The organism is Meiothermus rufus DSM 22234 (genome assembly GCF_000423425.1).
Lineage (GTDB): Bacteria > Deinococcota > Deinococci > Deinococcales > Thermaceae > Meiothermus > Meiothermus rufus.
On sequence record NZ_AUHY01000026.1, the window covers coordinates 1 to 23,006 of the forward strand.

Annotated in this window: 25 protein-coding genes; 14 read left to right on the forward strand and 11 right to left on the reverse strand. The window is 62.5% G+C overall.

Annotated features, from left to right (window positions below):
• The 3 genes from G552_RS14910 to G552_RS0106235 all read right to left on the reverse strand — a co-directional run.
• Positions 1–223: helix-turn-helix domain-containing protein (locus G552_RS14910; protein WP_211224809.1), on the reverse strand; the 223-nt coding region annotated here is incomplete at its 3' end.
• Positions 224–321: 98 nt separating this feature from the next.
• Positions 322–783: a methylated-DNA--[protein]-cysteine S-methyltransferase gene (locus tag G552_RS0106230; protein WP_084640386.1), complete on the reverse strand. Its 462-nt coding sequence runs from the start codon at positions 781–783 to the stop codon at positions 322–324.
• A 1-nt stretch (position 784) separates the two neighbouring features.
• The gene (locus tag G552_RS0106235) at positions 785–1,414 is read right to left on the reverse strand and encodes a TetR/AcrR family transcriptional regulator (protein WP_027882249.1); all 630 of its coding nucleotides are present in this window, start codon (positions 1,412–1,414) and stop codon (positions 785–787) included.
• A 112-nt stretch (positions 1,415–1,526) separates the two neighbouring features.
• Between G552_RS0106235 and G552_RS0106240 the strand changes: the two genes are divergently transcribed.
• From G552_RS0106240 to G552_RS0106260, 5 genes are read left to right on the forward strand one after another with little or no spacing between them, the layout of a single operon-like run.
• Positions 1,527–2,645, forward strand: a complete 1,119-nt coding sequence (locus tag G552_RS0106240; RefSeq protein ID WP_051195709.1) for a phospholipase D-like domain-containing protein — start codon at positions 1,527–1,529, stop codon at positions 2,643–2,645.
• Entirely contained in the window at positions 2,642–3,223 is a 582-nt protein-coding gene (locus tag G552_RS0106245) for a Maf family protein (protein WP_027882251.1), read from the forward strand. The genes G552_RS0106240 and G552_RS0106245 overlap by 4 nt, the downstream gene beginning before the upstream one ends.
• Before the next feature lie 19 nt (positions 3,224–3,242).
• Entirely contained in the window at positions 3,243–4,034 is a 792-nt protein-coding gene (gene mreC / locus G552_RS0106250) for a rod shape-determining protein MreC (protein ID WP_027882252.1), read from the forward strand.
• A gap of 54 nt (positions 4,035–4,088) precedes the next feature.
• Complete coding sequence (mreD, locus tag G552_RS0106255) at positions 4,089–4,565, forward strand: rod shape-determining protein MreD (RefSeq protein WP_027882253.1); 477 nt, start codon at positions 4,089–4,091, stop codon at positions 4,563–4,565.
• Positions 4,566–4,574: 9 nt separating this feature from the next.
• Positions 4,575–6,332 (forward strand): penicillin-binding transpeptidase domain-containing protein, encoded by a 1,758-nt coding sequence (locus tag G552_RS0106260; protein ID WP_027882254.1) that lies wholly within the window; start codon positions 4,575–4,577, stop codon positions 6,330–6,332.
• On the opposite strand, the gene G552_RS0106265 is transcribed toward G552_RS0106260, so the two are convergent.
• From G552_RS0106265 to G552_RS0106285, 5 genes are read right to left on the reverse strand one after another with little or no spacing between them, the layout of a single operon-like run.
• The gene (locus tag G552_RS0106265) at positions 6,329–7,825 is read right to left on the reverse strand and encodes a phytoene desaturase family protein (protein WP_027882255.1); all 1,497 of its coding nucleotides are present in this window, start codon (positions 7,823–7,825) and stop codon (positions 6,329–6,331) included. The genes G552_RS0106260 and G552_RS0106265 overlap by 4 nt on opposite strands.
• A gap of 13 nt (positions 7,826–7,838) precedes the next feature.
• Positions 7,839–8,339, reverse strand: a complete 501-nt coding sequence (locus tag G552_RS0106270) for a peroxiredoxin (RefSeq protein WP_027882256.1) — start codon at positions 8,337–8,339, stop codon at positions 7,839–7,841.
• Positions 8,340–8,388: 49 nt separating this feature from the next.
• Positions 8,389–8,871, reverse strand: a complete 483-nt coding sequence (locus tag G552_RS0106275; protein ID WP_051195710.1) for a peroxiredoxin — start codon at positions 8,869–8,871, stop codon at positions 8,389–8,391.
• Positions 8,872–8,931: 60 nt separating this feature from the next.
• Complete coding sequence (locus G552_RS14915) at positions 8,932–10,953, reverse strand: serine/threonine-protein kinase (RefSeq protein ID WP_051195711.1); 2,022 nt, start codon at positions 10,951–10,953, stop codon at positions 8,932–8,934.
• A complete protein-coding gene (locus tag G552_RS0106285; protein WP_027882258.1) occupies positions 10,950–11,708 on the reverse strand; it encodes a PP2C family protein-serine/threonine phosphatase in 759 nt (252 codons plus the stop codon). Before G552_RS0106285 ends, G552_RS14915 begins: the two co-directional genes overlap by 4 nt.
• Before the next feature lie 22 nt (positions 11,709–11,730).
• Between G552_RS0106285 and G552_RS0106290 the strand changes: the two genes are divergently transcribed.
• From G552_RS0106290 to G552_RS0106320, 7 genes are all read left to right on the forward strand, one after another.
• A complete protein-coding gene (locus tag G552_RS0106290) occupies positions 11,731–13,524 on the forward strand; it encodes a hypothetical protein (protein ID WP_027882259.1) in 1,794 nt (597 codons plus the stop codon).
• 150 nt (positions 13,525–13,674) lie between these two features.
• A complete protein-coding gene (locus G552_RS0106295) occupies positions 13,675–14,874 on the forward strand; it encodes an MFS transporter (protein ID WP_027882260.1) in 1,200 nt (399 codons plus the stop codon).
• Positions 14,875–14,914: 40 nt separating this feature from the next.
• Complete coding sequence (locus G552_RS0106300) at positions 14,915–15,229, forward strand: YbaB/EbfC family nucleoid-associated protein (protein ID WP_027882261.1); 315 nt, start codon at positions 14,915–14,917, stop codon at positions 15,227–15,229.
• A 390-nt stretch (positions 15,230–15,619) separates the two neighbouring features.
• On the forward strand, positions 15,620–16,207 hold the full coding sequence (recR, locus tag G552_RS0106305; protein WP_027882262.1) for a recombination mediator RecR: 588 nt from the start codon (positions 15,620–15,622) through the stop codon (positions 16,205–16,207).
• A gap of 106 nt (positions 16,208–16,313) precedes the next feature.
• Positions 16,314–16,646, forward strand: coding sequence for a roadblock/LC7 domain-containing protein (locus G552_RS0106310; protein ID WP_027882263.1), 333 nt, complete (start codon positions 16,314–16,316; stop codon positions 16,644–16,646).
• 8 nt (positions 16,647–16,654) lie between these two features.
• Positions 16,655–17,008: a roadblock/LC7 domain-containing protein gene (locus G552_RS0106315; RefSeq protein WP_027882264.1), complete on the forward strand. Its 354-nt coding sequence runs from the start codon at positions 16,655–16,657 to the stop codon at positions 17,006–17,008.
• A 14-nt stretch (positions 17,009–17,022) separates the two neighbouring features.
• The gene (locus tag G552_RS0106320; protein WP_027882265.1) at positions 17,023–17,298 is read left to right on the forward strand and encodes a DUF3467 domain-containing protein; all 276 of its coding nucleotides are present in this window, start codon (positions 17,023–17,025) and stop codon (positions 17,296–17,298) included.
• Between the two features lie 75 nt (positions 17,299–17,373).
• Here the strand turns inward: G552_RS0106320 and G552_RS0106325 are convergent, their stop codons facing one another.
• Positions 17,374–19,224: a S9 family peptidase gene (locus tag G552_RS0106325; RefSeq protein ID WP_027882266.1), complete on the reverse strand. Its 1,851-nt coding sequence runs from the start codon at positions 19,222–19,224 to the stop codon at positions 17,374–17,376.
• Between the two features lie 86 nt (positions 19,225–19,310).
• Here G552_RS0106325 and G552_RS16485 point away from each other — a divergent pair, with 86 nt between their 5' ends.
• The gene (locus G552_RS16485) at positions 19,311–19,487 is read left to right on the forward strand and encodes a hypothetical protein (protein WP_169447874.1); all 177 of its coding nucleotides are present in this window, start codon (positions 19,311–19,313) and stop codon (positions 19,485–19,487) included.
• Positions 19,488–19,489: 2 nt separating this feature from the next.
• Here the strand turns inward: G552_RS16485 and G552_RS0106335 are convergent, their stop codons facing one another.
• Positions 19,490–20,719 (reverse strand): LCP family protein, encoded by a 1,230-nt coding sequence (locus G552_RS0106335; RefSeq protein ID WP_027882267.1) that lies wholly within the window; start codon positions 20,717–20,719, stop codon positions 19,490–19,492.
• A 346-nt stretch (positions 20,720–21,065) separates the two neighbouring features.
• On the opposite strand from G552_RS0106335, the gene G552_RS0106340 reads away from it, so the two are divergent.
• On the forward strand, positions 21,066–22,595 hold the full coding sequence (locus G552_RS0106340; protein ID WP_027882268.1) for a glycine--tRNA ligase: 1,530 nt from the start codon (positions 21,066–21,068) through the stop codon (positions 22,593–22,595).
• On the opposite strand, the gene cdd is transcribed toward G552_RS0106340, so the two are convergent.
• Positions 22,581–22,988: a cytidine deaminase gene (gene cdd / locus G552_RS0106345; RefSeq protein ID WP_027882269.1), complete on the reverse strand. Its 408-nt coding sequence runs from the start codon at positions 22,986–22,988 to the stop codon at positions 22,581–22,583. The genes G552_RS0106340 and cdd overlap by 15 nt on opposite strands.
• Positions 22,989–23,006 lie beyond the last annotated feature (18 nt).

Here is a 23,006-nt window from a genome sequence, read left to right on the forward strand (position 1 = left end):
CCTTTTCTTTTAGGGCTTTTTTCCAGCGGTGGTAGGTGGCCCGGCTGATCCCGACCAGGTCCTGGATCTCCTTCCAGCTCTTTTTACTTTCACGCAGGGCTTTGACCAGTCGGAGCTTGCGCAGACGTTCCTTGACCTCTGGGTCGCCTGCTTTGGCCTCGGCCAGCCTCTGTGCTTGTCTAGCGCCTTGCCATATCTCTCGGCCAACGGTGGTAAACTGCACCTGGGGAACCTCCTTTCTTGGTTGGTTCCCCTCTTTTTATCCCAGCTTAGAGTCTCACATGTGTTTGTCCGGGTTCAGCCTTTTTCCCAGGTAACCCTTCAAACCTGTCTAGAGTTTGCTTCAAAGCGCAGCAGCCAGGCTTTCAGCCCCTCATGGCCGGCGAACCCCCCCAGCCGGCCATCGGCGTGGATAACCCGTTGGGCGGGCACCACAAGAAAAAAGGGGCAGACCCGCAAGGCTGCCCCGGCGGCCCGAGGGGTTAGACCGCACAACTTTCCCATCTGGGCATAGCTGCGGGTTTCCCCCAGGGGAATCCGCCGCACCGCCTCGTACAGGGCTATGCGGCGGGGGTCGAAGGCGGCATAGTCCAGGGGAAGATCCAAAAAAGCCTCGCCCTGAGCAGCAAAATACCTCTCCACCCGGCGAGCTAGTTCGCGTAAAAGGGCATTGGGCCGGTCGGGGAAGCCCGCTTGCAGCCGCAGCTCTACCCGTTGCAAGGCTTGGTGGGTGGCCTGGGCCCAGAGCAGCCCTACAGGAGTGGGAATCCACAGGCTGTACATCTCAAGCCTTGCCAGCTTTTTCTCGTTTGGGTGTCTCCCGTGCCACCGCGCCTTCTAGCATCAGGTTGAGAAACTTATTCATCTCGTCTTTGAGCTGTCGCTGTGGGGTGTAAGCCGCCCAGCGCAGGGCTGAGAGCAGGTAAACATCGGCAATGGAGCGGGAGATGCGCTCGAGGGACATGTCCTGGCGCAGCTTGCCCTGGGCCCTGAGGGGGCGCAAAATTTCACCGATGAGGTCGCCTAAAGGCAGGGCCTCAAAGGCGGTCTTGGCCCGCTGAGGGTCGGGGTTGAGCAGCTCGTAGGCCAGGGGGGAAAGCAGTACCCGTTCCCGTTCGCTCACCTCGGCCAGACGCTCCCACAGCCGGCGCAGCACCTCGAGGGGAGGGTCTCCTCGGCCTAGCTCAGCTAAGGCTTGCTCGCGCAGTTCACCCAGAAGCTGAGCGCCAAAATCCAGCAACACCGCCTCCTTGTAGGCGTAGTAGTTGAAAAAGGTTCCCCGCGAGACGTGCGAAGCCTTGGCGATATCGGTGGCGGTGGTCTGGTGAAAACCCTTCTCCCGGAACAGGTGAATGGCGGTGCGAAATATGCGGTCGCGGCGGCGCTGCTTCTGCCTTTCCCGAAGACTGAGCATGAAGAGATTGTACCCAAGTCTAATAAACTGTGCTAGTTGCCTTTGCAACGAACTACCTGGCTATTGGCCCCCATCCTTATTCAAAGTCCCCGTTGTAGAGTAAGCACTTGCCATGCAGCGTCGGCTGGTCTCGGAGATTTTTTCCCTTTTACGCGGCTATAAGCGCAGAAGGGGCCGTCGGCAGCGGGGTAGCCCACTCTGGCTGGCCCTGTTGCTTTTGGGTCTGCTGGGATACGGGCTGTGGGAGACCTACTTTCGTCCCCTTCCCCAAACCTATAAAGCCCCGGGGGGCCTCGAGCTCTACTTTGCCCCTCAGCAGGGCCGCGAGGCCAAAGCGCGCCTCATCCGCCTGATGGATGGGGCCCAAAACCGCCTCGAGCTAGCCGTCCACGAGCTCGAGGATCGGGAAATCGGGCAGGCCCTGGTTCGGGCAGCAGCCCGGGGGGTGCAGGTGCGGCTGTTCAGCGAGTCCAACTACCGCCGCGAGGCCCGCGAGAGCCTGGGCATTCGCAGCCATAATCCGGCTCGCTGCGAGACCTTGCAAAAGGTGCAGGTCTGCTACGATAGCCGTGAGGATGCCCTGATGCATCACAAGTTCGTGCTGGTGGATGACCAGGGGGTCTGGACCGGCAGCACTAACCTGACCTGGAACGCTTTTGAGCGCAACAACGAGAACAGCCTGTGGCTTCCGGTAGAAGGCCTGGTGACCCTCTACCGACGGGAGTTCGAGGCGTTGTTTGGCGGCCAGGAAAGTGGACTGGGCCTTTCGGGGCGTTTTCAAATCGGTACGCTGGAAGGCCAGGTCTACTTCAGCCCAGCAGGAGGGCGCCAGGGGCGGGAAGCCCTGCTCGAGCGGTTGCGGCAGGCTAGGCGGGAGGTCTGGGTGGCCGCCTTTGTTTTGACCGATGCGACGGTGGTGGAGGCCCTGGTGGCGGCCCATCGGCGTGGGGTGCGGGTGCGCGTGCTGCTGGAAAGCCGCAATCTGCAAAACTCCGCCCATGCAGCCCTGACCCAGGCTGGCCTCGAGGTGCGCCGGGATGGCAACCCCTACACCATGCACCACAAGGTGATGGTTCTGGATGGCGAGTGGGTGGTTACCGGCAGCTACAACTTCACTACCTCGGCCTACCGGCGCAACAACGAAAACCTGCTCATCCTGCGCGACGCGGCGCTGGCCCAGCGTTATTTGCTCGAGGTAGAAGCTATTTGGAAGGCGGGGGTAGGCTTGTGACTGGGCTACCGACCCTGGTGCTGGCCTCGCAGAGCCCCCGCCGGGCGGAGCTTTTGCAAAGGCTTGCCCTTCCCTTGCGGATCGTACCAGCCTACCTCGATGAGGAAGCTTTGGGGCACCTCGAGGCCGCCACTATGGCCCAACAACTGGCCTTGCACAAAGCCCAGGCCGTATGGCGGCCCGGAGAGTGGGTGTTGGCGGCTGATACCGTGGTGGCCCTCGAGGGGGAAAGCTTGGGTAAACCATCTGGTGTCGAGGAGAACAAGGCTTTTTTGCAACGTCTATCGGGGCGCACCCACAGCGTTTACACCGGCTTCGCCCTCTTTGGGCCGGAGGGGCAGCTGCACGTTGAGGTGGTCGAGGCCCGGGTCACCTTCCGGGCCTTGGCGGCATGGGAGATAGACTGGTATGCCCAAAGCGGCGAGGGGCTGGACAAGGCTGGGGGCTATGGCATTCAGGGTTTGGGCATGGTTCTAGTAGAGCGCATTGAAGGGGATTTTTATACCGTGATGGGCTTGCCGGTAAGCCGGGTTTGGCAGCGCCTGGGCGAGTTGGGCTACTTTTGCCCTGTGCGTTAGACTCTGTTGGGGGTAGGGTGTGCGTGAAACCCTGGTGCGGCGGACGTTACTGGTAAGCCTGCTTTTGCTGGGGCTCCTGCTAGCCACCCTCACCCGGCAGTCGGTGCCCACGCTACCGGGTGAGTTCGCGGCCCGCACCGCTCCTTTGTTTGGCTTGGCCTACCGTCTGGGGCAGAACACCCGGGCCAGCCTCTCGGCCTTTTTCGACCGGCGCGACCTGCGGGCCGAGCAGCGCAGGATGCAGGCCGAAATACAACAGCTTAGACAGGAAAACCAACGCCTGCTTTTGGAAAACCGCCGTCTCCAGGCCACCCTCAGGGTTCAGGCCGTGCAGGGCCTGGGGGTGTTGGCAGTGGTACCGGTCATCGACGACGACGCCTCGGGCCTCTACCGTCGGCTCTACCTAGGCGCTGGTACGGCCCAGGGGTTGCGGGTGGGCATGCCGGTGACCACTGCAGAAGGGCTGGTAGGGGTGATTACCGAGGTGACCACCCATAATGCGGTGGTGCGCACTATCCTCGATCCCGAGTCGCGGGTGGGGGTGCGGCTGGCCAATGCCCCTGGACGGGGTATAGCCTATGGTGCCCCGCCGCGCCGGCTCCGGGTGGAAGTAGCCCCGGAAGCCAACGTCAAACCGGGAGACAAGGTGGTTTCGGGGGCCTTACAGGGCCTGTACCCTGCGGGGATTACCGTGGGCACGGTCGAGCAGGTGCTGCCCGCCTCGCCGGGAGACCTCAAGAAGATTTTGCTGGTGCGCCCTGCGGTGCAGATGGCCCTTTTGGAGGAAGTGCTGGTGCTAAAACCCCTATGACCCTTTTTGCTGTGCCTAGCGGCCCACTTCGTTGAATGTGTTGAGTTGTGTATTATGCGGATTCTCCTAACTGTCGTCCTGGCCTTTTTTATCCAGGGGTTTTTTTCCGGCTTGCTGGGCGAGTATCTGGTTCCCCCCGATCTGATTCATCTGGTGGCGTTGCTACTCGCCGCTAGGCTATCTCCCTACGCGGGTCTGCCGCTGGCCTTTGCCCTGGGGCTTTTGCAGGACCTACTCTCGGCAGGGTACCCCGGTTTGCATGCCGTGGGGCTGTTATTCGCTGCCTATGCCTACTACCGCCTCTCGCGGCTGGTGCACTGGGAAGAGCCGGTAGGCCAGGCGGTGATTCTGGGGGGCAGCTTTGTAGCCAAATGGGTGGGCCTTTGGCTGGTGGCCTTCTGGTTGCGGCTGGGGTATTTCAACCCTCTCACCCTAGGGCCGGTTATCGTACCGGAGATGCTGCTGACCTTCCTGGTCGCCCCTATATTGATCCGGCTTTATGCGCGTTTTTTTCCCTCGCCTAGTCTGTAGGAGCCACAGGTGAACAACCGTGTCTGGGTCTTACTAGGGCTTTTCTACCTGCTAATGTTGCTGTTTGTGGGGCGGCTTTGGTATTTGCAGGTTGTTTTGTATGACCAGTACGCTACCCGCAGCCAAGGCAACTACCTCCGTACCGAGACCACCTTAGCCCCTCGAGGGCGTATTCTGGATCGCAATGGGCAGGTCATCGCCACCAATCGCTTAGCGGTGGACCTCATTTATGCTGGCGGTGAGGTTCGTTTCAAAGAGCGTATTCTGGCCCTTGCTGGGCTTGAGGCGCTGCCCAGAGTGGAGCGACAGCCTGTTGAGCTGATGGTGAACGTTCCCGAGGCCCTGGTGCCTACCCTGGCCGAACTCACCGCAATAGAGCCCAACCTAAGGCTTCAGGAGCGGATGGAGCGGGTTTATCCCAACCCCATTGCTGGGCCGGTTATCGGCTATACCGCCCTGCCCAACCAGGAGCAGCTCAAAGCCGGTTACGATCCCGAGGAACTGGTGGGGGTCGCTGGCCTCGAGGCTGCCCTGGAGCCGTATTTGCGCGGCCAAAAGGGCCTGGTGCTGGCGGAGGTCAACGCGCGGGGCCAGCGGCTGCGCTACCAGGAACTCAGGGCACCCCAGGCCGGCAGCGATGTCTACCTGACCCTCGACCTGGCTTTGCAGCGGGTTGCCGAGCAGGCCCTGCGCGAAGGGGTAGAGGACATCAACCGCATCCGCCTTCGCAACGGCCTGCCCCTAGCCCGCCAGGCCAAGGGGGCCATTGTGGCCCTGGACCCTCAGAGCGGTGAGGTGCTGGCCATGGCCACTGCTCCAGCTTTTGACCCCAACCTGTTTGGCCGGCGGCCTCGTCCCAACGAGCAGATTCGTGAGCTGTTCAGCGATCCAGACCGACCGACCTTGAACCGGGCGGTCAATGCCTACCCTCCTGGCTCAACCTACAAGCTGGTGACCTCGAGCCTGGCTTTAGAGGGCGGCTATGTGAGTGCGGGAACCACCTACCGCTGCAGCCCTTACATCGTTTTTGGGGGTATCCGGCGCAACTGGGCCCGCTACGACATGGGGCCTATGACCGTAAAGGAGGCCATTGCCCAAAGCTGCAATACCTGGTACTACCAGCTGGCCATGCAAGACCCCATCGGCATGGTAGACCGGCTGCACAAGCGGGCACTGGAGTTAGGGGTGGGGCGGCCTACCGGGTTGGAGATTGGGGAGCAAGTGGGTATCGTGCCTACCTTGCAGTGGAAGCGGCAGAACATTCCCCGCGACCCCCGCTGGTGGCCGGGGGAGACCCTCTCCATCGCTATTGGGCAGGGCTACAACAAGGCCACCCCAGTGCAGATTGCGCGGATGCTGGCCACCATCGCCCAGGAGGGACGGCAGCCCGAGCTGCACCTGGTGCGACGGATTGGCCCTCAGCTGGTTCAGCGGCCTGTGGTGCAGGTGCCAGGCCGGCACTGGAAAACCCTGCAGGAAGGGCTGCGCCTCACGGTAACCTGGGGCACGGCCCGGCACGTGCTGGGTAGCTTTCCGGTGGCTACGGCAGGCAAGACCGGTACCGCGCAGAACGAAGCCCAGACCCCGGGCCTCGAGCACGCCTGGTACATGGGCTACGGGCCGGTCGACCCCACCGACCCCCGACCCCCGCTGGTGGTGGTGGCCTTTTTCGAGAATGGGGGCGAGGGCAGCGGGGTGGCCCTGCCTGCGGTGCGCAAGGTGATGGCGGCCTACTGGAAAGTGGGCCAAGAGTTCGCCACCCGCTAGCCCTCTTTGGCCTCGAGGGCGGGGTGGAAGGGGGCAGCCAGGCCCAACCGGGCCAGTATCAACGCGGCTACCCGCTCGCCGCCTAGGGCCACAGCCGGTACCGACTGCCCAGGAAAAATGGTCTCGCCCACCCGCCACAGGTTGGGGTAGGGGGTGCGGGGGCTCGAGGTGCGCCAGGGGTGTACCTGGGGATACCCGCCTACCCAGCCCGCCTGCCGCCGGGTGTAGAAGCGGTAGGTTTGGGGAGTGGCCCCTAGGACGAGCTGGGCGGCCTCGCGAAAACCAGGCAGAAGGCGCTCCACCTGGCCTTCTACTCGAGCCTGCCAGGCCTGTTTCTTAGCCCGGTAGGCCTCCCGATCCAGCCCCTGCCATTCGGCCAAGGGGGTGTGCACCGAAGCGGAAAGAACCCGCTGGCCCTCAGGGCTACGCAGGGGGTCGTGTGGGTCAGCCAGGCTAAGGAAGACCCACTCCCCCTCTCCCGCCCACTGCCGGTACAACGCGCCTGGGGGCACCAGTGAGGCCGGTACGACCGCGTGCAGCACGAATGCCCCCCAGCCGTCGGGGGGAGGGGGAGAGGGACGCTTTTGCGGCAGCAGGGCCCAGAGGTCGCCGGGGGTTAGGTTGGCCACGAAGACCTCTGCCCTAAAGGTCTCCCGCTCGCCGCGGCGGCGCCCTCCCAGGGCCACGTCCACGGCCCGCACCCGGCCCCCTTCTACCCACAGCCTTTCCGCCCGGTGCCGGTAAAGCACCCGCCCGCCATAGCGCTGCACCACCTGGGCCAGGGTCTCGGCGATGGCCCCCATGCCGCCCAGGGGCACGGCTGGGCCCCGGTGGGGTAGGTCTAAAGCGGCGGCGCCAAACAAGGCATAAGTGTGGGCGATATCGCTCTGGGAGGCAATCAAGAGCTGGGCCTCGAGGAAGCGGCGGAAGCCAGGGTCGGGTGGGGTGTGGATCCGGATGGGCCGCACCAGGTCGGTCAGTAGTCCGGGAAGCTGCCTTCCCTGATCCAAAGCCCAGGGCAGCCCGCGCCCAAGCAGTAATAGTCCTTCGCGCAGGTCGGCAGGGGGAAAGGGCAGGCCCGGGGCTAGGGCCCATAGAGCCTGGGCCCGCTCGGCCTGCCAGCGCCAAAAGGGGAGAACTTTGGAACCGAAGGCCGCTCGCTGGGCCCTTAGCTCCTCTTCCCGCCCTACTGGGCGCACCACCACCCGTCCATCGGGCAGCCAGACCTCCATCAGCGGCTCCCCTGGGGGTAGAAGGCGTACCGGGAAGCGAACCCCTAGCCGCTGCTCGAGCCGGCGGAAGACCCCTCCCTCCTCGAAGCCGGCCAGCAGGGTAGCCCCCGCGTCAAAGCGAAAACCCCTGTGCCAGAAGGTGCCGGCGCAGCCGCCGGGGTAGGTGTGGTGCTCCAGGACGGTGACCTCGAGGCCGGCCTGGGCCAACAGCGCGGCGGTAGTGAGCCCGCCCACTCCCGCCCCGATCACCACTGCATGCATAGCCCTGGCCTACCTAACGCCTTATCTGGCGCACATAGGCCAGCGCCACATCAGCGTCGCGGAAGGGGTTAACATTGCGCCAGATGCGCTCGATGCGGCCTTGGGGGTTGACCAGGATGGTGTCGCGGTTGTAAAAGCCGAAAACCCCGCCTACCTTGAAAAGCTTGGCTAAGGTGCCTTCCTTGTCGGGCAGCATGGCTCCTTTGAGGGCCATCTGTTCGATGAAGGCGCACTGCTCGGCGGCTGGATCGGCGCTGACACCGTAAATCTCCACCCCCAGCCGGGCAAACTCCGGGTAAAGCTCGGCATAGCGCTTGCCCTGGGCAGTGCAGCCCGGGGAGCTGGCCTTGGGGTAGAACCAGAAGAGCAGGTACTTGCCCTGACGGGCCACCTCGGCTAGGTCAACGGGGCGGCCATAGGAGTCCTGTACCCTGGGCAGCGCAACCGGGTCGCCCGGGGCCAGGGCCAGAACCGGTAGGGCCAGAAACAGCAACATCCAGCCAAAGCGTTTCATATGCCAACAGTTTTTTCTCAAAAGGCCCTGGTGCGCTGTAGGCCAGGCTTCAGGTTGGAGCCTCCTGGGCCTTGGCACGAAGGTAGGCCAGCACCACCTGGGCATCACGGAAAGGGTTAACGTTGCGCCAGACGCGTTCGATGCGGCCCTGGGGATTGATCAAAATGGTGTCGCGGTTATACAGCCCCAGAAGCTGACCAAACCCCAGCCAGCCCCCCACTCCGAAAGCCCGGCCCACGGTACCGGAGGGGTCGGGGATCATCCCGCCCTCGAGGGCCAGCTTCTCGATAAAGCGGCACTGAGCTGAGGCCGGGTCGGCGCTTACGCCAAACACTTCGGCCCCCAGCGCTTTGAAGGCCGGGTAGAGTTCGGCATACTGCTTGCCCTGGGCGGTGCAGCCTGGGGAGCTGGCCTTGGGATAGAACCACAGCACGATGTAGCGCCCTTGCCCTACCAGCTCGGCTAGATCAATGGTTTTACCCTGGGCGTCTTGTACCTGGATAAGGGGGGCAGGGTCACCTGGCTTAAGCATGTTTTCAGTATGGAAAACACCAGGCCACCTGGCTGTGGGGTGGGCCAGAATTGCCCCGGCTCAGTCGAAGGCTCGGGCGGATAGGTCTTCCCAGGCTCTAGACCGTTCGAGCAGCACGTTGTGCCAGAGGTCTATGCCCCGTAGCGGAGCGTAGACCTCGAGGCTGGGCAGGGACTGGCCCTCTAGCCCTATGCGGTGAATTTTGGTGCTGCCCCGGCGGATAGCGTAAATCGTATCGCCCAAAACCACCATTTCCACTTGGCTGGTGGGGTCTTCGCCCTCTAGCACCGGCAGGGGTAAGGAGAGCACCACCTCGCCTTCGAGGGAGAGCTTGCGAATTTTCTGGCTGTCGGCGTCGTAGATGAGCAGGTGGTCGTCGGGGGTCAGGCCCAGCCCTCCCAGCAGCCGGAGTTCCTGGGACTCCCGGCTTTTGCGGAAGGCATAGCGGGAGACGTACCGGCCATCGAGCTCGAGGCGTTGCACCTGGCGGTTGCCATAGTCCAGCACGAAGATGTACTCGTGGCTGGCCCGAATCACCCGGGGTGACTCGAAGGTGCCCCGGCCCGGGCCGGCTGCGCCAAAGCGGGCTACGGCTCGGCCCTCGAGGTCGAAACGGGTGATGGTACAGGCCTCTCCATCCAGGACTAACAGGCCATCGGGGAGGGCCGCCAGCGAGACAGGGTAGAGCAACTCGCCCAGCTTCATGCCGTAAGGGGCAATGGAGTGGGTAATCTCGCCTTCGGCGTCGAAGCGGTGTACTAGACGCACTGCGCCCCCGCCATACTCAAACAGACTGATCCAGAACCCCCCCTCCTTATCCACCGACAGGGCCAGCGGGGGTGAAGGGAACATTCCCCGGCCACTGCCCACCCCACTCCACATACGCACCAGGTTGCCGTTCAAATCCACCAGTCGCAGGGTGCCTTTCTTGTTCTCCACCGCTAGGGCCAGATAGACCGGAGCGGTGAGGCCGGGGTCTTCCTGCCACTTGCCCCGCAGCACCTCCAGGATGGCCTCCAGTCCGGGCCGCTTCTCTGGGTCCTTCTCCAGCATGCGGTAGACCAGATCGGAGAGCGCCTGGGGAATTTCGGGGTTGATCTGTTTGGGTGGGGTGGGCATCTGGGTGATCTGCTGGTGAATGACCGCTTCGTAGGCCCCTTGGAAGGGGGGCTGACCGCACAGCGCCTCGTAGAAGACCACGCCAAAGCTATAGATGTCCGATTTGTGGTCGATGCGCTGCCCCTTGGCCTGCTCAGGGCTCATGTAGACTGGGGTGCCGATGCGGGCTCCGGTGATGGTCAGGCGGGTCAGCACTTTGCCTGCCGCAATGCCAAAGTCCATCAGGCGTACCCCTCGAGGGTCCACACTGCCGTCCTCGCGCACGGCGTTCCGGAGCACCATGATGTTACCGGGCTTGATGTCGCGGTGAATGATGCCCTGGGCATGGATGTGTTGCAGGGCTTCGGCTACCCGGATCATCACCTCGACCAGGCTTTTCAGAGGAAGGCGCTTGTTCTCGATCAGGCGATCCAGCCCCTCGCCATCCAGGAACTCCATGGCGATGTAGTGCGTATCGCCCTGGTTGCCGTGGTCATAGACCTTGACAATGCCGGGGTGGTCGAGGTGGGCCAGCAGCTCGGCCTCACGGTGAAAGCGGCGCACGAAGCGGGGATCGCCCACATACTTTTCCTGAGGTATCTTCAAAGCTACCAGCCGTCCATCCTTTTTGCTGCGGGCCTTGTAGACGGTGGCCATTCCGCCGATGCCTACCTTCTCTTGAATTTCGTAAAGCGCCTCGAGGCCTGTGACGTTGTTCAAGGAGGCTTTGGCACTGGCTTTGGCCTTAGCCGGGCGGGGGGCCGGTTTGGGACGCGGTTTGAAGGAGACCCAGGTAAAGCGGGGCAGCCACAGCGAGGCCAGGCCCAGCAGCAAGGGGGCTGCCAGCCCCAGCGGTTGGGCTCCCAGCATCCATACCCCCCCCACCACCAGGGCGATGAAGAGCAGCATCAGCCAGGGCCGCCCAGTGCGCAGCAGCAGTGCGGTTGAGATAACCACTAAAGCTAAGGTAATCAGATAGCTCATCTGAACCTCGCGGCAACCACCGTGATGTTGTCGGTGCCTCCCCGCATCAGGGCCTTGCTGACCCAGCCTTCGATGGAGGCCTGCAGATCGCTGGAGAGGGTCCATTCCTCCGGGGGCACCAGGCCATACAAACCATCGGTGGCCAGCACCAGCACCTCACCAGGGGCGAAGTTGACTGACAGAATATCGTGCCGAACATCAGAAAGACCCAAAGCCTGGGTCAGCATGTGCTTCCAGGGGTGATCCTCGGCCTGGTCGGCGGTTAGCACCCCCTGCCGTACCTGCTGGGCCACCCAGGAGTGATCTTGGGTCAGTAGGGTCCAGCGTCCTGAGGAGTAGCGGTAGGCCCGGGTATCGCCCACGTGCCCGATGACTGCCTGCCGGTTCCACTCGGTCAGGAGGACCGCGGTGAGGGTAGTCCCCATGCCTTTGTGCGAGGGCACCCGCTCTCCTTCTTGCAGAATGCGCCGCTGGCACAGCTTGAAGGCCTTGTCCATCACCAGGTTGAGCCCTACCCCGGGGCGGCCCGTGGCGGTGTGCTCAGCGTAGGACTTGGCCGCCGAGCTGACCCCTTCGATGGCCAGCTTGCTGGCCAGCTCGCCCGCCTCTGCACCACCCATGCCATCGGCCACCGCCAGTAACACCAGGTTGCCTGCCGGTGTAGGGTGTACCGCTACCCGGTGGAAGTCCTCGTTGTTCCGACGACGACGACCGATATTGGACTCTGAGGCAATTTCCAGCCGTGCCAACCGCATGACACCTTATAATACCCCCTGAATGAAGGCGGGCTTGGTTGAATTACTCGAGCTGTATGAGTACAAGGTTGACGACCTAGCTGCCGGGGTTGAACCCAAAGGGGGCATGGTCAGCCTGGCTCGTCTGCGTCAAACCCTGATTCAGGCCAACCTGCCCGGCCCTTTGGCCAAAAGGTTTCGTGAGATTGATGCCCGCTTCAAAGCCCACCGGCCCGGCTACAAAACCACCGTGGAGGAAGGGTCTGGGCCAGACCTGGGGGCCATTCTCCTGGAGGAGGACAGCCCCGTGACCAATCCCGAGCAGGAGGTGTTGGAGAAGCTGGCCGAGGCGGTTTACTGGGGCCGGTTGGAACGCGAGTTGCAGCGCGTTGCCAAGGCTTTTAGTCAGGGCAAGCGCGATGAGCTGCGCATGGCCTACGCCATCCTGCAAAATCTGGAAGCCTACGGCAAAACCCCCCAGTTCACCCAGGACTACAACCTTTCCCGTTTCACCCTGGCGCACCCTATCCCAGGTGTTGCCGATCCCAGGGTTCAGTTTGAGGACCTTACCGTAGCCAAGAACCTGCTGATGGAGCTTTTTCGCGAAGCCTTCGCGCTTGCCCCTCGGCTCAGACTGCCTCCCGAGGAAACCGTTCCCTACCTACGGCGCTTTGCCCGGCGGATACTGGAAAGCGAGGGGTCTTTGCGCACAGGCATCCGAGGGCCCAGCCTCGAGACCCTGCGCCGGGCCCTCGAGGAAGCCCACCGGCAGAACCTGAGCCCAGGCGAGATTCGCGCCCTAGAGGAACGCATCCAGCAGGTCGCCGCTGAGGAGCGACGCCTAGCTTTGGTCGTAGAAGAGGATCGGGTGCGTTTTTCGGCGGCCATTGAACACCTGGTTTCTTTGCTAACCCGCTACCTGCCCAGCCCTCGAGGTGAGGCTAGCTGGCCCCAGATGCCCGCTAAGATTCTGGGTAGCCAAAGCCCAGAATACGCTTTGCCAAGCGTCCCTTCCGATGCCAAGGCCCTCAGTCTGCGGCTGATGCCCCTGCGCTTTCACTTTTACCACCAGGAGGTGGCCATCTCCCAGGCTGGCCAGGTGTTTGGTCTGGGTGTGGGAGGGCAGGAACGCATCCTCGAGGAAAACGCGGCTTTTAGCCTGCCGCTGCCCGATGCAGAGCTGCACGTAGTGCGCTACAAAGACTACCTCCACCTGTGGATCGAACCCCGCGAAACCGCTACCCTCGCCAGCCTTCTGGCCGAAGGGCGTATCCTCAGTTTCCTGATGTGGCCGGAGAACCATTTTGCCTACCTGCGCCTTTTGCGGGCCTTCTCGGCCCGCTTTAAGGGCGAGGTCAACTACGCGCTTTTCGAGGCCGAATCGGCCGGAAAATACGCCGAGGCCCCCATCGACAACCTGCAAGACTTCGCTCGAAAAGGCCTCGAGGTGGTCCGAAGCCGTATCGAGAAAACCCCAAATTGGACCGCTTACCTGGCTGAGGTGGCCCGGGGGCTGGGCCTCGAGGCCTACGCCCAAGTACTGCGGCTCGAGCTTGCCGAATGGCTAGGCTTTAGCCCCCCCTCGCGCGATACCCTAGGGGAGGGTGTGGCTTCAATCACCGTGGGGGAAGCACCCAGCACCATCAAAGCGGGTAGTACTATCCTCTCCTTGCGCTACCAAAACGATGCGGTCTATGTTTCCTCTACAGGCCTCATTCCGCGCAAGCTGATCGACCTTATGGTCTGGCGGGTTCCGGAGGGCGGGCTGGTGCTGGCCCGCGAGGGGGTGCGGGTGGCCCATAGCCTGGTGTCCATACCGCCTCAGAGTACCTCCTGAAGCTTTTCTTGCGAGGAGAGACCTATACCACTTTGCGGGGCCAGGCACAATTCAACTTATTTCAAGCCCCTGCCAAGGCCCACAGCCGAGGATTCTAAACCCAGTCTATATTTACGAGTTGGGGTTGACCATTTATGATAGGCCCAATCTATGTGGAGTGCATTAGTATACCCTGGATTCCGTTGGCTTTTTCTATCCAGCTTAGTCTCGCTAATCGGCAGTAAGATACACCGCATCGCCTTGCTCTTCGTGGCCTACCAGGAGACCCAGAATGCTGTCTGGATCTCGTTGGTTCTGGGGGGCGCAATTCCTGGTACCGCGGTGCTGGGGCCGTTGCTGGGCCCTTTGTCTGACCGCTACGACCGCCGTACCCTGATGGCGCTTTCCAACCTGCTGCGGGCGGCCCTGGTGGCCTGTATTCCGCTTTTTGCTATTGGCTCCCTACCGCTATTGATGGTCATTTCCTTTTTCATGGCGGCGCTGGAGTCGGTGCACTATGCCGCCAGCAACAGCGCTATTCCCGAGATGGTGCCCGAGTCAGCCTTGGACAGTGCCAACGGCCTGATGACCTTTGCCATGCGCTTTGCCGATGTAGGCTTTGTGGCCTTGGGAGGGGTGCTAGTGGCTGCAGTGGGGCCGGTGCCAGCTTTCTGGATCAACGTGGCTACCCACGGCCTGGCTGCCGCTCTTTTGCTTTTTATTTCCTCCCTTCCGGGCAAAGCGCAAAAAGGGAACTACTTCGCTGCGGTGGTCGCTGGTATCCGCCCCCTATGGCAGAATCCCATTCTGCGCCGCACCATAGGCACCCTGGCCCTAGCCGCGGCATTTGGTTCGGTGGAAGCAGCCTTGGGAATCGTGTATGCCGTGGGGGCGCTCAAAATAGGGGTGCAGGGCTTTGGCCTCTTCGAGGCCCTCATGGCCGGGGGAGCCATCCTGGGGTTGTTCGTGACCATGCCCCTGATTAAGCGTAGCTCACGCGAGGCAGTGTTTTTGTGGAGCCTGGGTATCTGGGGGGTTTTTATGGCCTCAATTGGCCTCTTCCCTCAACCCATCTGGGCCGGGATTGCTATGGTGTTCCTTGGGCTGCTCAACACCATGTTTATTGTGCCGGCTCGCTCCATCATCCAGCTAGCTGCTCCGCCTGAGCTGCGCGGGCGGATTATGGCGGCTTTTAGTGCGACCATGCAGAGTGCTGTGCTGATGGGTACCTTTTTGGCCGGGGTGTTGGAACCTCGGCTGGGAGTTCTTGTTGTCCTTTCCCTATCTGGCCTTGCGGTCTCTTCGGTAGTCTTTATAGTGTCTTTGCGCGGCGGCATTCCCCGCCCGGTCCAGCAAGTTCAGCCGGGTTGAGGCCCTGGGATGCTGCAAGGGTGCAATAGCGGAGGCATAGATGAACATTCAGAAGCTCATGAAAGAGGCCCAAAAGGCCCAGAGAAAGGCGGCCGAAGTACAGGAAAGACTCGGCCAGATGACGGTGGTGGGCAGTGCAGGTGGGGGGCTGGTTGAGGTTACCGCCAACGGACATGGGCAGATTCAGGCGGTTCGGCTCAAGCCCGAAGCAGTGCACCAAGACGACCTCGAGGCCCTGGAAGACCTGCTTCTGGCCGCTATTCAGGATGCCCAGCAGAAGGCCCACCAGCTCAGCGAGAAGGAGATGAGCCGTGAACTGGGTGGCATTGGTAGTATGCTGGGGAACCTGCTCTAGAGAAAAGAGGGGGTGTGGGGGAGCTATAATCCCCCGGACTTTCCGTCCGTGGGATTGCGCCGCGTGAGGCGCAATCTGACTCCCCCACGTCCGTCAGAGGCGGACATAGCATGGCGAGTGGCGCATGGGTGGTATGATACCGTTGGGGAGCGGCGCTCCCCGTGCACCTTGAAACCTGGGGTAGGGGGTTCCACCGGGTAGTCCGGTGGGTAAAACTCCAGACGTAAACTCGTGGCAGAGCCAGAAGCATTGCGCTCGCCTGCCGATACGGAGTCAAGGTATTGCGTCGCAATGCGATGCTGGGCCCGGACAGGGCCTTCGGGCATAGCCATGCTATGATTCCCGAGAAGCCCCGGACTTCAGTCCGGGGAGTCGTCACGCAAGGCTCCTATGCGCTACCCCCATACGCTGCTCAGGCTGGTGCGTGCCCTGGCTACCCTTCCGGGCATTGGGCCTAAAAGTGCCCAGAAGCTAGGGCTTTTCCTGGTACAAAACCCCCAGGTCTTGGCCGAGTTGCGGCACAGCCTGGAGGCGGCCCAGGCCTTGCACCCCTGTCCTCGCTGTGGCAATCTGGCTGAGGCCGAGGTGTGCCCTATCTGCGCGGATGATGAGCGGGATACCTCGCTGATTTGCGTGGTCGAGAGTGTTTCCGACCTGATGGCCATCGAGCGCAGCGGCGAATACCATGGCCTGTACCACGTGTTGGGGGGGGCGCTCAATCCGTTGGAGGGAATTGGCCCCGAAGAGCTCAATCTGGAGGGGCTTTGGGCCCGCCTCGAGGGGGTGCAGGAGGTTATCCTTGCTACCAGCATGACGGTAGAGGGGGAGGCCACCGCCAGCTACCTGGCAGAATGTTTGCGTCAGCGCCAGATTCGCTCGACCCGGCTGGCCTATGGTTTGCCGGTAGGGGGGAGCCTTGAGTACGCCGACGAAGTGACCCTGGCTCGAGCTCTGGAAAATCGCCGAGGATACCCGTAGGGTGGCTCCCTCATGTAACGGGGTGGTGTGCAATTGGGGGCAAATCCCGATATAAGCTGTGCTAGGCTGAGGCCCGTATGGATTGGGACGTGCGGGAGGGTGCGGCATGAGGATGCTCGAGACCCTCGTACCCTTGGGTGTGCGTCAGGCGGTGCTGGCTGGCTTGGATGGGCTGGTTATCGAAAGCGCCGGTAAGGAAAATCCGGAGCCCGAACTCCTGGCTGCCGAGCTAGCAGCCATAGTCCGGGCCAGCCGTACCCTAGCCAAAAGCCTGGGAGGCGAGCTAAAACGCTTCACCCTGGCCACCGAAGAGCGCGAGGTGCTGGTGGTGGTTTTCGGCGATTACTGCCTGGGAGCGGTGGTGGATAAGGGGGGCAATCGCAAGGGCATTGGCAGCGAACTTTTGCGCCTGGCCCAGCGCCTGGCCCAGGCTCTTTAGGAGGTGGCATGGTACAAGAAGTGCTGGGTGAACTACAAGCGACCAAAGGGGTGCTGGCCTCGGCGCTGGTAGCCGAGGACGGTTTTGTGATCGAAAGCTTGAGGGCGGATCAGGCTCCAGATGTGGACTTTTTGGGAGGGGCAGCCTCCACCGCCATGGCCTCGGCCCGGGCCTTGTCCCAGGAGCTAGGCCGGGGCGAGGTGGAGGAAGTCATGGTAGAGTACCCCCAGGGGCCAGTTTTGCTGGTTCCGCTCGAGGAAGGATACCTGCTGGTGGTGTTGATGGACTCCATGCAAAGCCTGGGCCGGGTACGCTTCCAGCTCAAAAAGAGTATCCCCCGCCTCAAGGAGGCTTTATCGTGAGTGAAGTGTCGCAAATGCCCGAACTACGCGTGGATATCGACCGTGAGACGGCCTTGGGCAAGTACGCCAACTTTGCCATCTTCTCCCATCAAAAAAATGAGTTTTACCTCGACTTTGCCTTGATGCAGCCCAGTGCTCAGCCCAATCAGATGGTGGCCCTGGTCACCAGTCGGATCATCACCAGCCCACAGCACGCTAAGGCCCTGCTTAGGAGCCTGGCAGAGAATATCCAACGCTACGAGGAGACCTACGGGGTTATCCCCGAGGCCCTCGACGGTTCCAAAGCCTGAGCGGGGTTTGTGGCCTTCAATCCAGGAAGACCTTGGTGAACCCAAACGGGCCTTCGATGAAGGCCCGTTGAGCGCTTAGAGATGGGTTTTGAACCAGTCCAGGTAGGTCTCCAGCCGGGCGATACGGCGGTCGGGCCGGCCTGCGCGAGAGAGTTCGTGTCCCTCCTCGGGGCAGCGGAAAAAGCGGGTGGGCACCCCCCGTTGCAACAGAACGGTGAACCAGGTTTCTCCTTGGTCAATGGGGCAGCGGTGGTCCTGCTCGGAGTGCACCACCAGGGTAGGGGTCTGTACCTGATGGGCCAGGGAGAGCGGGCTTTTTTGCCACAAAACCTCGGGGTTTTCCCAAGGGGTGGCCCCTAGCTGCAAGTAGGTGAAGCGTGGCCCGATGTCAGCGGCGCCAAAGAAGCTGGTCCAGTTACAGATGCTGCGATCGGTGACGGCGGCCTTGAAGCGCTGGGGGTGGCGGGCGGTGAGCCAGTTGGTCATATAGCCGCCGTACGACCCCCCAGCCACCGCCACCCGCTTGGCCTCGAGGGGAAACTGGGCCAGTACGACGTCTAAAAAGCCGAGTAAATCCTGCTCGTCGATCTCCCCCCAGCGTTTGCCCAGATCGGTGTAGTCCTGCCCGTAGCCCGTCGAACCCCGGGGGTTGCAGTAGGCCACTGCGAAGCCTGCAGCGCGGAAAAGCTGGAGTTGCAGCATGAGGGCATGGCCGAAAGCGGTGTGCGGCCCACCGTGAATGTACAGAATCAGCGGGTGGGGGCCTTCGCCCTCCGGCAATAGGACCCATCCCTGCACCTGGTGCCCCTCGGCAGCCTGGTAGCGTACCTCCTGGGGAGGGGGTAACTCGGGCAGTACCCCGGCGTTGGGGTCGAAGAGCACCTCTGCGCCACAGGCCAGGCGGGCCCCGTGGGTGGCGTCTTCCATCAGGGTGTACAGCGTAGGGCCACAGAAGGTAAAGCCCAGAACGCTGCTGGCCTCAGGGCTCATGTACTCGGCTTTCCCCTCGAGGGAAACCGCCAGCAACCGGGCAGCCCCGGCTTGGGTCTGCACCACATACACCCGCCCATCTGGCCCCACCCGCGGGGTCTGCACCCCTGCCCCGATGCGCATATCCGAGTTGACTGAGTTGAGGAAAGAACCCTCAGCAAGCAGGCGAGTCTTACCCTCCGGGTCGCGGTAGTACAGCCTAAGCTCAGTGCCGCCCCCCCGCTCCCAGGCATGGGCCAGATAGATCAGGCCCCCCTCGGGGGTGGGCTCGAGGCCTACAATGGGCCCCACCCCGCCGAAAAGCTCGCTGACCTCGCCCTCCAGGCTGACCCGGTAGGCCCGCTGCTTCCAGGCCCAGCGCTCCTGGGGCGAGCCTGGGACGGTGAAGTACAACCCTTGTCCGTTTGTCTCCCAGGCCACTTCCTCCACATCCTGCTCCAGGCCAACCAGCCTTCGGGAGACTCCCTCCTCCCAAAGCCAGAGTTCTCTAGGCTGCTCCGGCAGCAAGCCTCGAGCGTCGAGCTTCACCGGCCAGGTTTGGTAAACCCGGGGCTGGTCGGGTTTGGGGGCTTCGTAGTCGGCCCGGGTCAGTAGGGCAATCCGGGTGCCGTCTGGGCTGACCCTGTAGCCTTCGATGCCGGCTTTGAAGCGGGTGAGTTGCTCGGGTTCTCCCCCTTTGAGGGGCAGGCGGAAGAGCTGGGGCACCTGCTCTACCTTTCGGAGGAAGTAGATATACGCCCCCCGCCAGAATGGAGCCTTGGCCTCCCCCTGGGTTAGAAAGCAGAGGCCCTTTTCCCAGGTAGCCAGACGCGAGCGGTAGCGGGGGGGATCTTTTTCAGGCCGCTCGATATCGGTATAGACGAAAAGGGGCTTGCCCTCTGGGCCTTCGGTCAGGTCGGACAAAAAGCGAAGTTGGTATAAAAGCTCAGGTGTCACCCCCCTACTCTAAGCCAAGTTGAGCAAAACGCCACCTGCCGCGCTGGCCTTTGCCCAAAGGGTGGTAAGCTGCAGGGGGGTAGAGGATGGTTGAGGTAGCGAAGTGCCCGGTTTGCGGCGGGTTGGTGGAATTAGCCAACCCATGGGTGGGCCTCGAGGTAGAGTGCCCGGAGTGCGGCGAGGGGCTGCGGGTGGTCTCGCTCCAGCCACCTCAGCTTTACTATGCGGTGGGCTTTGAGGAGGAGCCCCTGCCCGAGGAGTAGCCCTAAGGGGTTGGGGGGCCTAAAACCACCACCACATCGTAGCCTTTGGGCTCGAGGCGGATGCGGGTTTGTAAGGGTAGGTGCAGCAGGTCGGCATAGTCCCGGGCCAGCAAAAAAGCAGGGGCATCGCGACCCACGACCGAGGCCCCGCTGCGTACCCAGACTGCGCTGAAGCCGCCTACCGGCCCCTCTTGTACCTCAGGGGGCGGTAGGCCCAGCTCGATAAAGCCCTGGCGGTAGCGCTGGCCGAGCCCCACCCCGCTTTGATCCAGCAGCAGGGTCTTGAGGCCTAAAGCCTCGGCTTGCACCAGCCGGGCTACGGCCTCGGTGTCGGTTCTGTGCCCCAGCAGGCTGGCGCTAAACGAGACCATGGCGGCCTGGTCGAGCACTAAGTCGCGCCCCTGCTCGAGGGTAGGTAGGGTGGCGCTTTTCAGGCTCAAGCCCCGCAGGCTGGGCAGCAGGCTGAGGGCAGTGGTGAGGGGGAGGCTGGTCTCGAGGTTGTTCCACAATGCCGCGGCCACCCCAGGCAGGCGGGGCCAGTAGCGGAGCTGCTGGGCTTTTTGGACAGCTAAGCCAATCACCTCTTTGATGCGATCCAGCCGGCCCAGGTCGGCCCCTTCCCAGCGGCGAAAACGCATGTACTTAACCGCATCCTTGCCGTTGAGGTGAAGCGGGCCCGCGGGAAAATCTATGTATAGGCCGGCTGCCCGGTCGGTGTACTTCATGGGCTGGGGCAGCACTACCTCCACCCCGTCTACTGCGTCTACTAGCTTCATCACCGCCTCGAAGGTCAGGATGAGGTAGTGCTCGACCGGCACGCCCAGCAGGCTCTCCACGGCTAAGCGCAGGCCTTCCGCCCCGCTGCGCTCGTACACGGCGTTGATTTTGCCTTCGTAAAAGCCGCTTTGGGTCTCACCAGAGTAGCGCAGGTCGCGAGGAATAGCCACCAGGGTAGCCTCCGAGCCTTTTAGGCGCAGGTAAAAGATGGTGTCGGTGCGCTTGCCTGGGCCGCAAGGGGTGTGGTAGCCGCAGTACTCGGTGTCGCGGGCGGCGACCACCAAGCTTAGCTCCTCAGATAAAGGGCTGGGGCGGTATTCACTGAAAAACCCGCTTCGCCCCTCCTCGAGCCACGGCCCGTAGGCCAGGGCCCCCGCCAGGGCCAGCAAGGCCAGCCCTAAGAACAAGAGGGAAAGGCGGGGGCCTCCCCGGCGGGCTGGGTGGGGACGCGCCATGCGCCTAAGCTTACAAAATCGGCGGCTGGCTGGGTAGGCGCTTGACGCCATTTCCCGCTTGGGCGCAGAATGCTAGGTGCGCTGGTTCGCAGGAGTAGCCCGGCGTTCAGCTACAGCGAGCCTGGGAGGGTGTGAGCCAGGTAGCTAAGAACCGGGTGAAGGGCGGCGAGGTCAAAGCCGGCGCAAGCCAAGAGGTGCTCGGGGTGTAATGTGGTGCCCGTTTTTTGCCCGGTGCGCCCGCAGATCCCGGGAACTGGGGTGGAACCGCGAAAGATTCGCCAGGAACTTTCGTCCCCAGGCATCCGTGCCGGGGGATTTCTGCTTTACCTGGCCGAAAGGAGAGGTCATGCCTGCGGAAACATTGGAGGAGCTGGTGAGCCTGTGCAAACGCCGGGGGTTTATCTTTCCCGGCTCAGAGATTTATGGCGGACTGCAAGGTACCTACGACTATGGCCCTCTGGGCGTTGAGCTCAAGAACAACCTAAAGGCGGCCTGGTGGCGGGCCAATGTGTACGAGCGCGACGACATAGAAGGTCTGGATGCCAGCATCCTGACCCACCGCCTAGTGCTTTTTTACTCAGGCCACGAGGCCACCTTTGCCGACCCTTTGGTGGACAACCGCATCAGCAAGAAGCGCTACCGCCTAGATCACCTGCTCAAAGAACAGAAGCTCCAGGTACTAGCGGTGCTGGCCCAGACCATGGGGCTACACGAAGGGGAGAACCTGGCGGCCTTGGTCTCGCGCCTGCTGGCTGAGCCGGATAAGGCCGCTTTGGCCATGAACACCGCCAGGGTGGTAGACCCAGCCGATGGGGCTCCAGGCGACTGGACTCCCCCACGTCCTTTCAACATGATGTTCAAAACCCAGATTGGGCCGGTAGCCGATGAGGATTCGTATGGCTACTTGCGCCCCGAGACAGCCCAGGGCATCTTCATCAACTTCAAAAACGTGCTGGATTCCACCTCGAGGCGCCTTCCCTTTGGCATCGCCCAGATTGGCAAGGCCTTCCGTAACGAGATTACCCCGCGTAACTTCATCTTCCGAGTGCGGGAGTTTGAGCAGATGGAGATCGAGTACTTTGTGGAGCCAGGTACCGATGAGGCCTGGCACCAACGTTGGCTCGAGGATCGCCTGGCCTGGTGGGAGGCCCAGGGGATTCCCCGCGAGCAGATCCGGGTGCTAGACGTACCCAAGGAAGATCTCTCGCACTACTCCAAGCGCACCTTCGATCTGATGTACAACTTCCCCACCCTGGGTTTCGAGGAAATTGAGGGCATTGCCAACCGCAGCGACTACGACTTAGGCAGCCACACCAAGGGGCAGGCTGAGCTTTCCATCCAGGCCCGGGTGCTGGAAAACCGCGACTCCACCGCCCGCTTGGCGGTGCAGGATCCGCAGACCAAGCGCTGGTTCGTGCCTTTTGTCATCGAGCCTTCGGCGGGGGTAGACCGGGGGGTACTGGCCTTGCTTTCCCAGGCCTACACCCGTGAGAGGCTGGACAATGGTGAAGAGCGCATCGTCTTGAAGCTCAAGCCGCACCTGGCCCCCATCAAGGTAGCGGTGATCCCCCTGGCTAAAAACAAGGAAGAAATTACCAGCTACGCCCGCCGGCTCAAGGCCGAGCTGCAGCGTCTGGGGCTGGGCCGGGTGCTCTACGAGGACACCGGCAACATCGGCAAGGCCTACCGGCGCCACGACGAGGTGGGTACCCCCTTCTGCGTTACGGTGGACTACGACACCATCGGCAAAAGCCAGGACGGCAGCACCACCCTCAAGGACACCGTGACGGTGCGCGACCGCGACACCATGAAGCAAGAGCGCGTGGCGGTTGCCGAGCTAGGGCAGTTTTTGCGGGAGCGCTTAGGTTTGGTGTAGGTAACGCTTACCAAAAGCATGGGGCAGGAGTTCGCCCAGGGTCACGTGCAGCTCAGAGCCACCTGTGCTCAGGCAGTGTACCGGGGTTTCTGGGCGGGCGAACTCGCTGAGCACCTGCCGACACCCCCCACAAGGGGTGGCGGGCTGGGGCCCTTGGCTCAACACCCAGACCTCGGCAATCTCGCGCTCACCGGCGGAGACCATCTGCAAGGTGGCCGACTGCTCGGCGCAGCGGGAAAGGGGATAGGCGGCATTTTCTACGTTGACGCCGCCGTATAACCGGCCTGTGCTCGAGCGCACCACTGCAGCCACGGGGTACTGGGAGTAGGGGGCGTAGGCTCGGCTGAGCAAACGTTGCAGCAGCTCTAGGACTTCGCGTGGGGTTGCAGGCACCCCTACAGCATACGCCCA

Bases quoted from the DNA above. Each gene is read 5' to 3' on its own strand.
- G552_RS0106340 (WP_027882268.1), top strand. From the start codon at position 21,066: ATGCCTGCGGAAACATTGGAGGAGCTGGTGAGCCTGTGCAAACGCCGG.
- G552_RS0106270 (WP_027882256.1), bottom strand. From the start codon at position 8,339: ATGAAACGCTTTGGCTGGATGTTGCTGTTTCTGGCCCTACCGGTTCTG.
- G552_RS0106265 (WP_027882255.1), bottom strand. From the start codon at position 7,825: ATGCATGCAGTGGTGATCGGGGCGGGAGTGGGCGGGCTCACTACCGCC.
- G552_RS0106335 (WP_027882267.1), bottom strand. From the start codon at position 20,719: ATGGCGCGTCCCCACCCAGCCCGCCGGGGAGGCCCCCGCCTTTCCCTC.
- mreD (WP_027882253.1), top strand. From the start codon at position 4,089: ATGCGGATTCTCCTAACTGTCGTCCTGGCCTTTTTTATCCAGGGGTTT.
- G552_RS0106295 (WP_027882260.1), top strand. From the start codon at position 13,675: ATGTGGAGTGCATTAGTATACCCTGGATTCCGTTGGCTTTTTCTATCC.
- G552_RS16485 (WP_169447874.1), top strand. From the start codon at position 19,311: ATGGTTGAGGTAGCGAAGTGCCCGGTTTGCGGCGGGTTGGTGGAATTA.
- G552_RS0106320 (WP_027882265.1), top strand. From the start codon at position 17,023: ATGCCCGAACTACGCGTGGATATCGACCGTGAGACGGCCTTGGGCAAG.
- G552_RS0106230 (WP_084640386.1), bottom strand. From the start codon at position 783: ATGTACAGCCTGTGGATTCCCACTCCTGTAGGGCTGCTCTGGGCCCAG.
- G552_RS0106290 (WP_027882259.1), top strand. From the start codon at position 11,731: ATGAAGGCGGGCTTGGTTGAATTACTCGAGCTGTATGAGTACAAGGTT.
- G552_RS0106310 (WP_027882263.1), top strand. From the start codon at position 16,314: ATGAGGATGCTCGAGACCCTCGTACCCTTGGGTGTGCGTCAGGCGGTG.
- G552_RS0106240 (WP_051195709.1), top strand. From the start codon at position 1,527: ATGCAGCGTCGGCTGGTCTCGGAGATTTTTTCCCTTTTACGCGGCTAT.
- recR (WP_027882262.1), top strand. From the start codon at position 15,620: ATGCGCTACCCCCATACGCTGCTCAGGCTGGTGCGTGCCCTGGCTACC.
- G552_RS0106285 (WP_027882258.1), bottom strand. From the start codon at position 11,708: ATGCGGTTGGCACGGCTGGAAATTGCCTCAGAGTCCAATATCGGTCGT.
- G552_RS0106300 (WP_027882261.1), top strand. From the start codon at position 14,915: ATGAACATTCAGAAGCTCATGAAAGAGGCCCAAAAGGCCCAGAGAAAG.
- G552_RS0106235 (WP_027882249.1), bottom strand. From the start codon at position 1,414: ATGCTCAGTCTTCGGGAAAGGCAGAAGCAGCGCCGCCGCGACCGCATA.
- G552_RS14915 (WP_051195711.1), bottom strand. From the start codon at position 10,953: ATGAGCTATCTGATTACCTTAGCTTTAGTGGTTATCTCAACCGCACTG.
- G552_RS0106315 (WP_027882264.1), top strand. From the start codon at position 16,655: ATGGTACAAGAAGTGCTGGGTGAACTACAAGCGACCAAAGGGGTGCTG.
- G552_RS0106275 (WP_051195710.1), bottom strand. From the start codon at position 8,871: ATGCTTAAGCCAGGTGACCCTGCCCCCCTTATCCAGGTACAAGACGCC.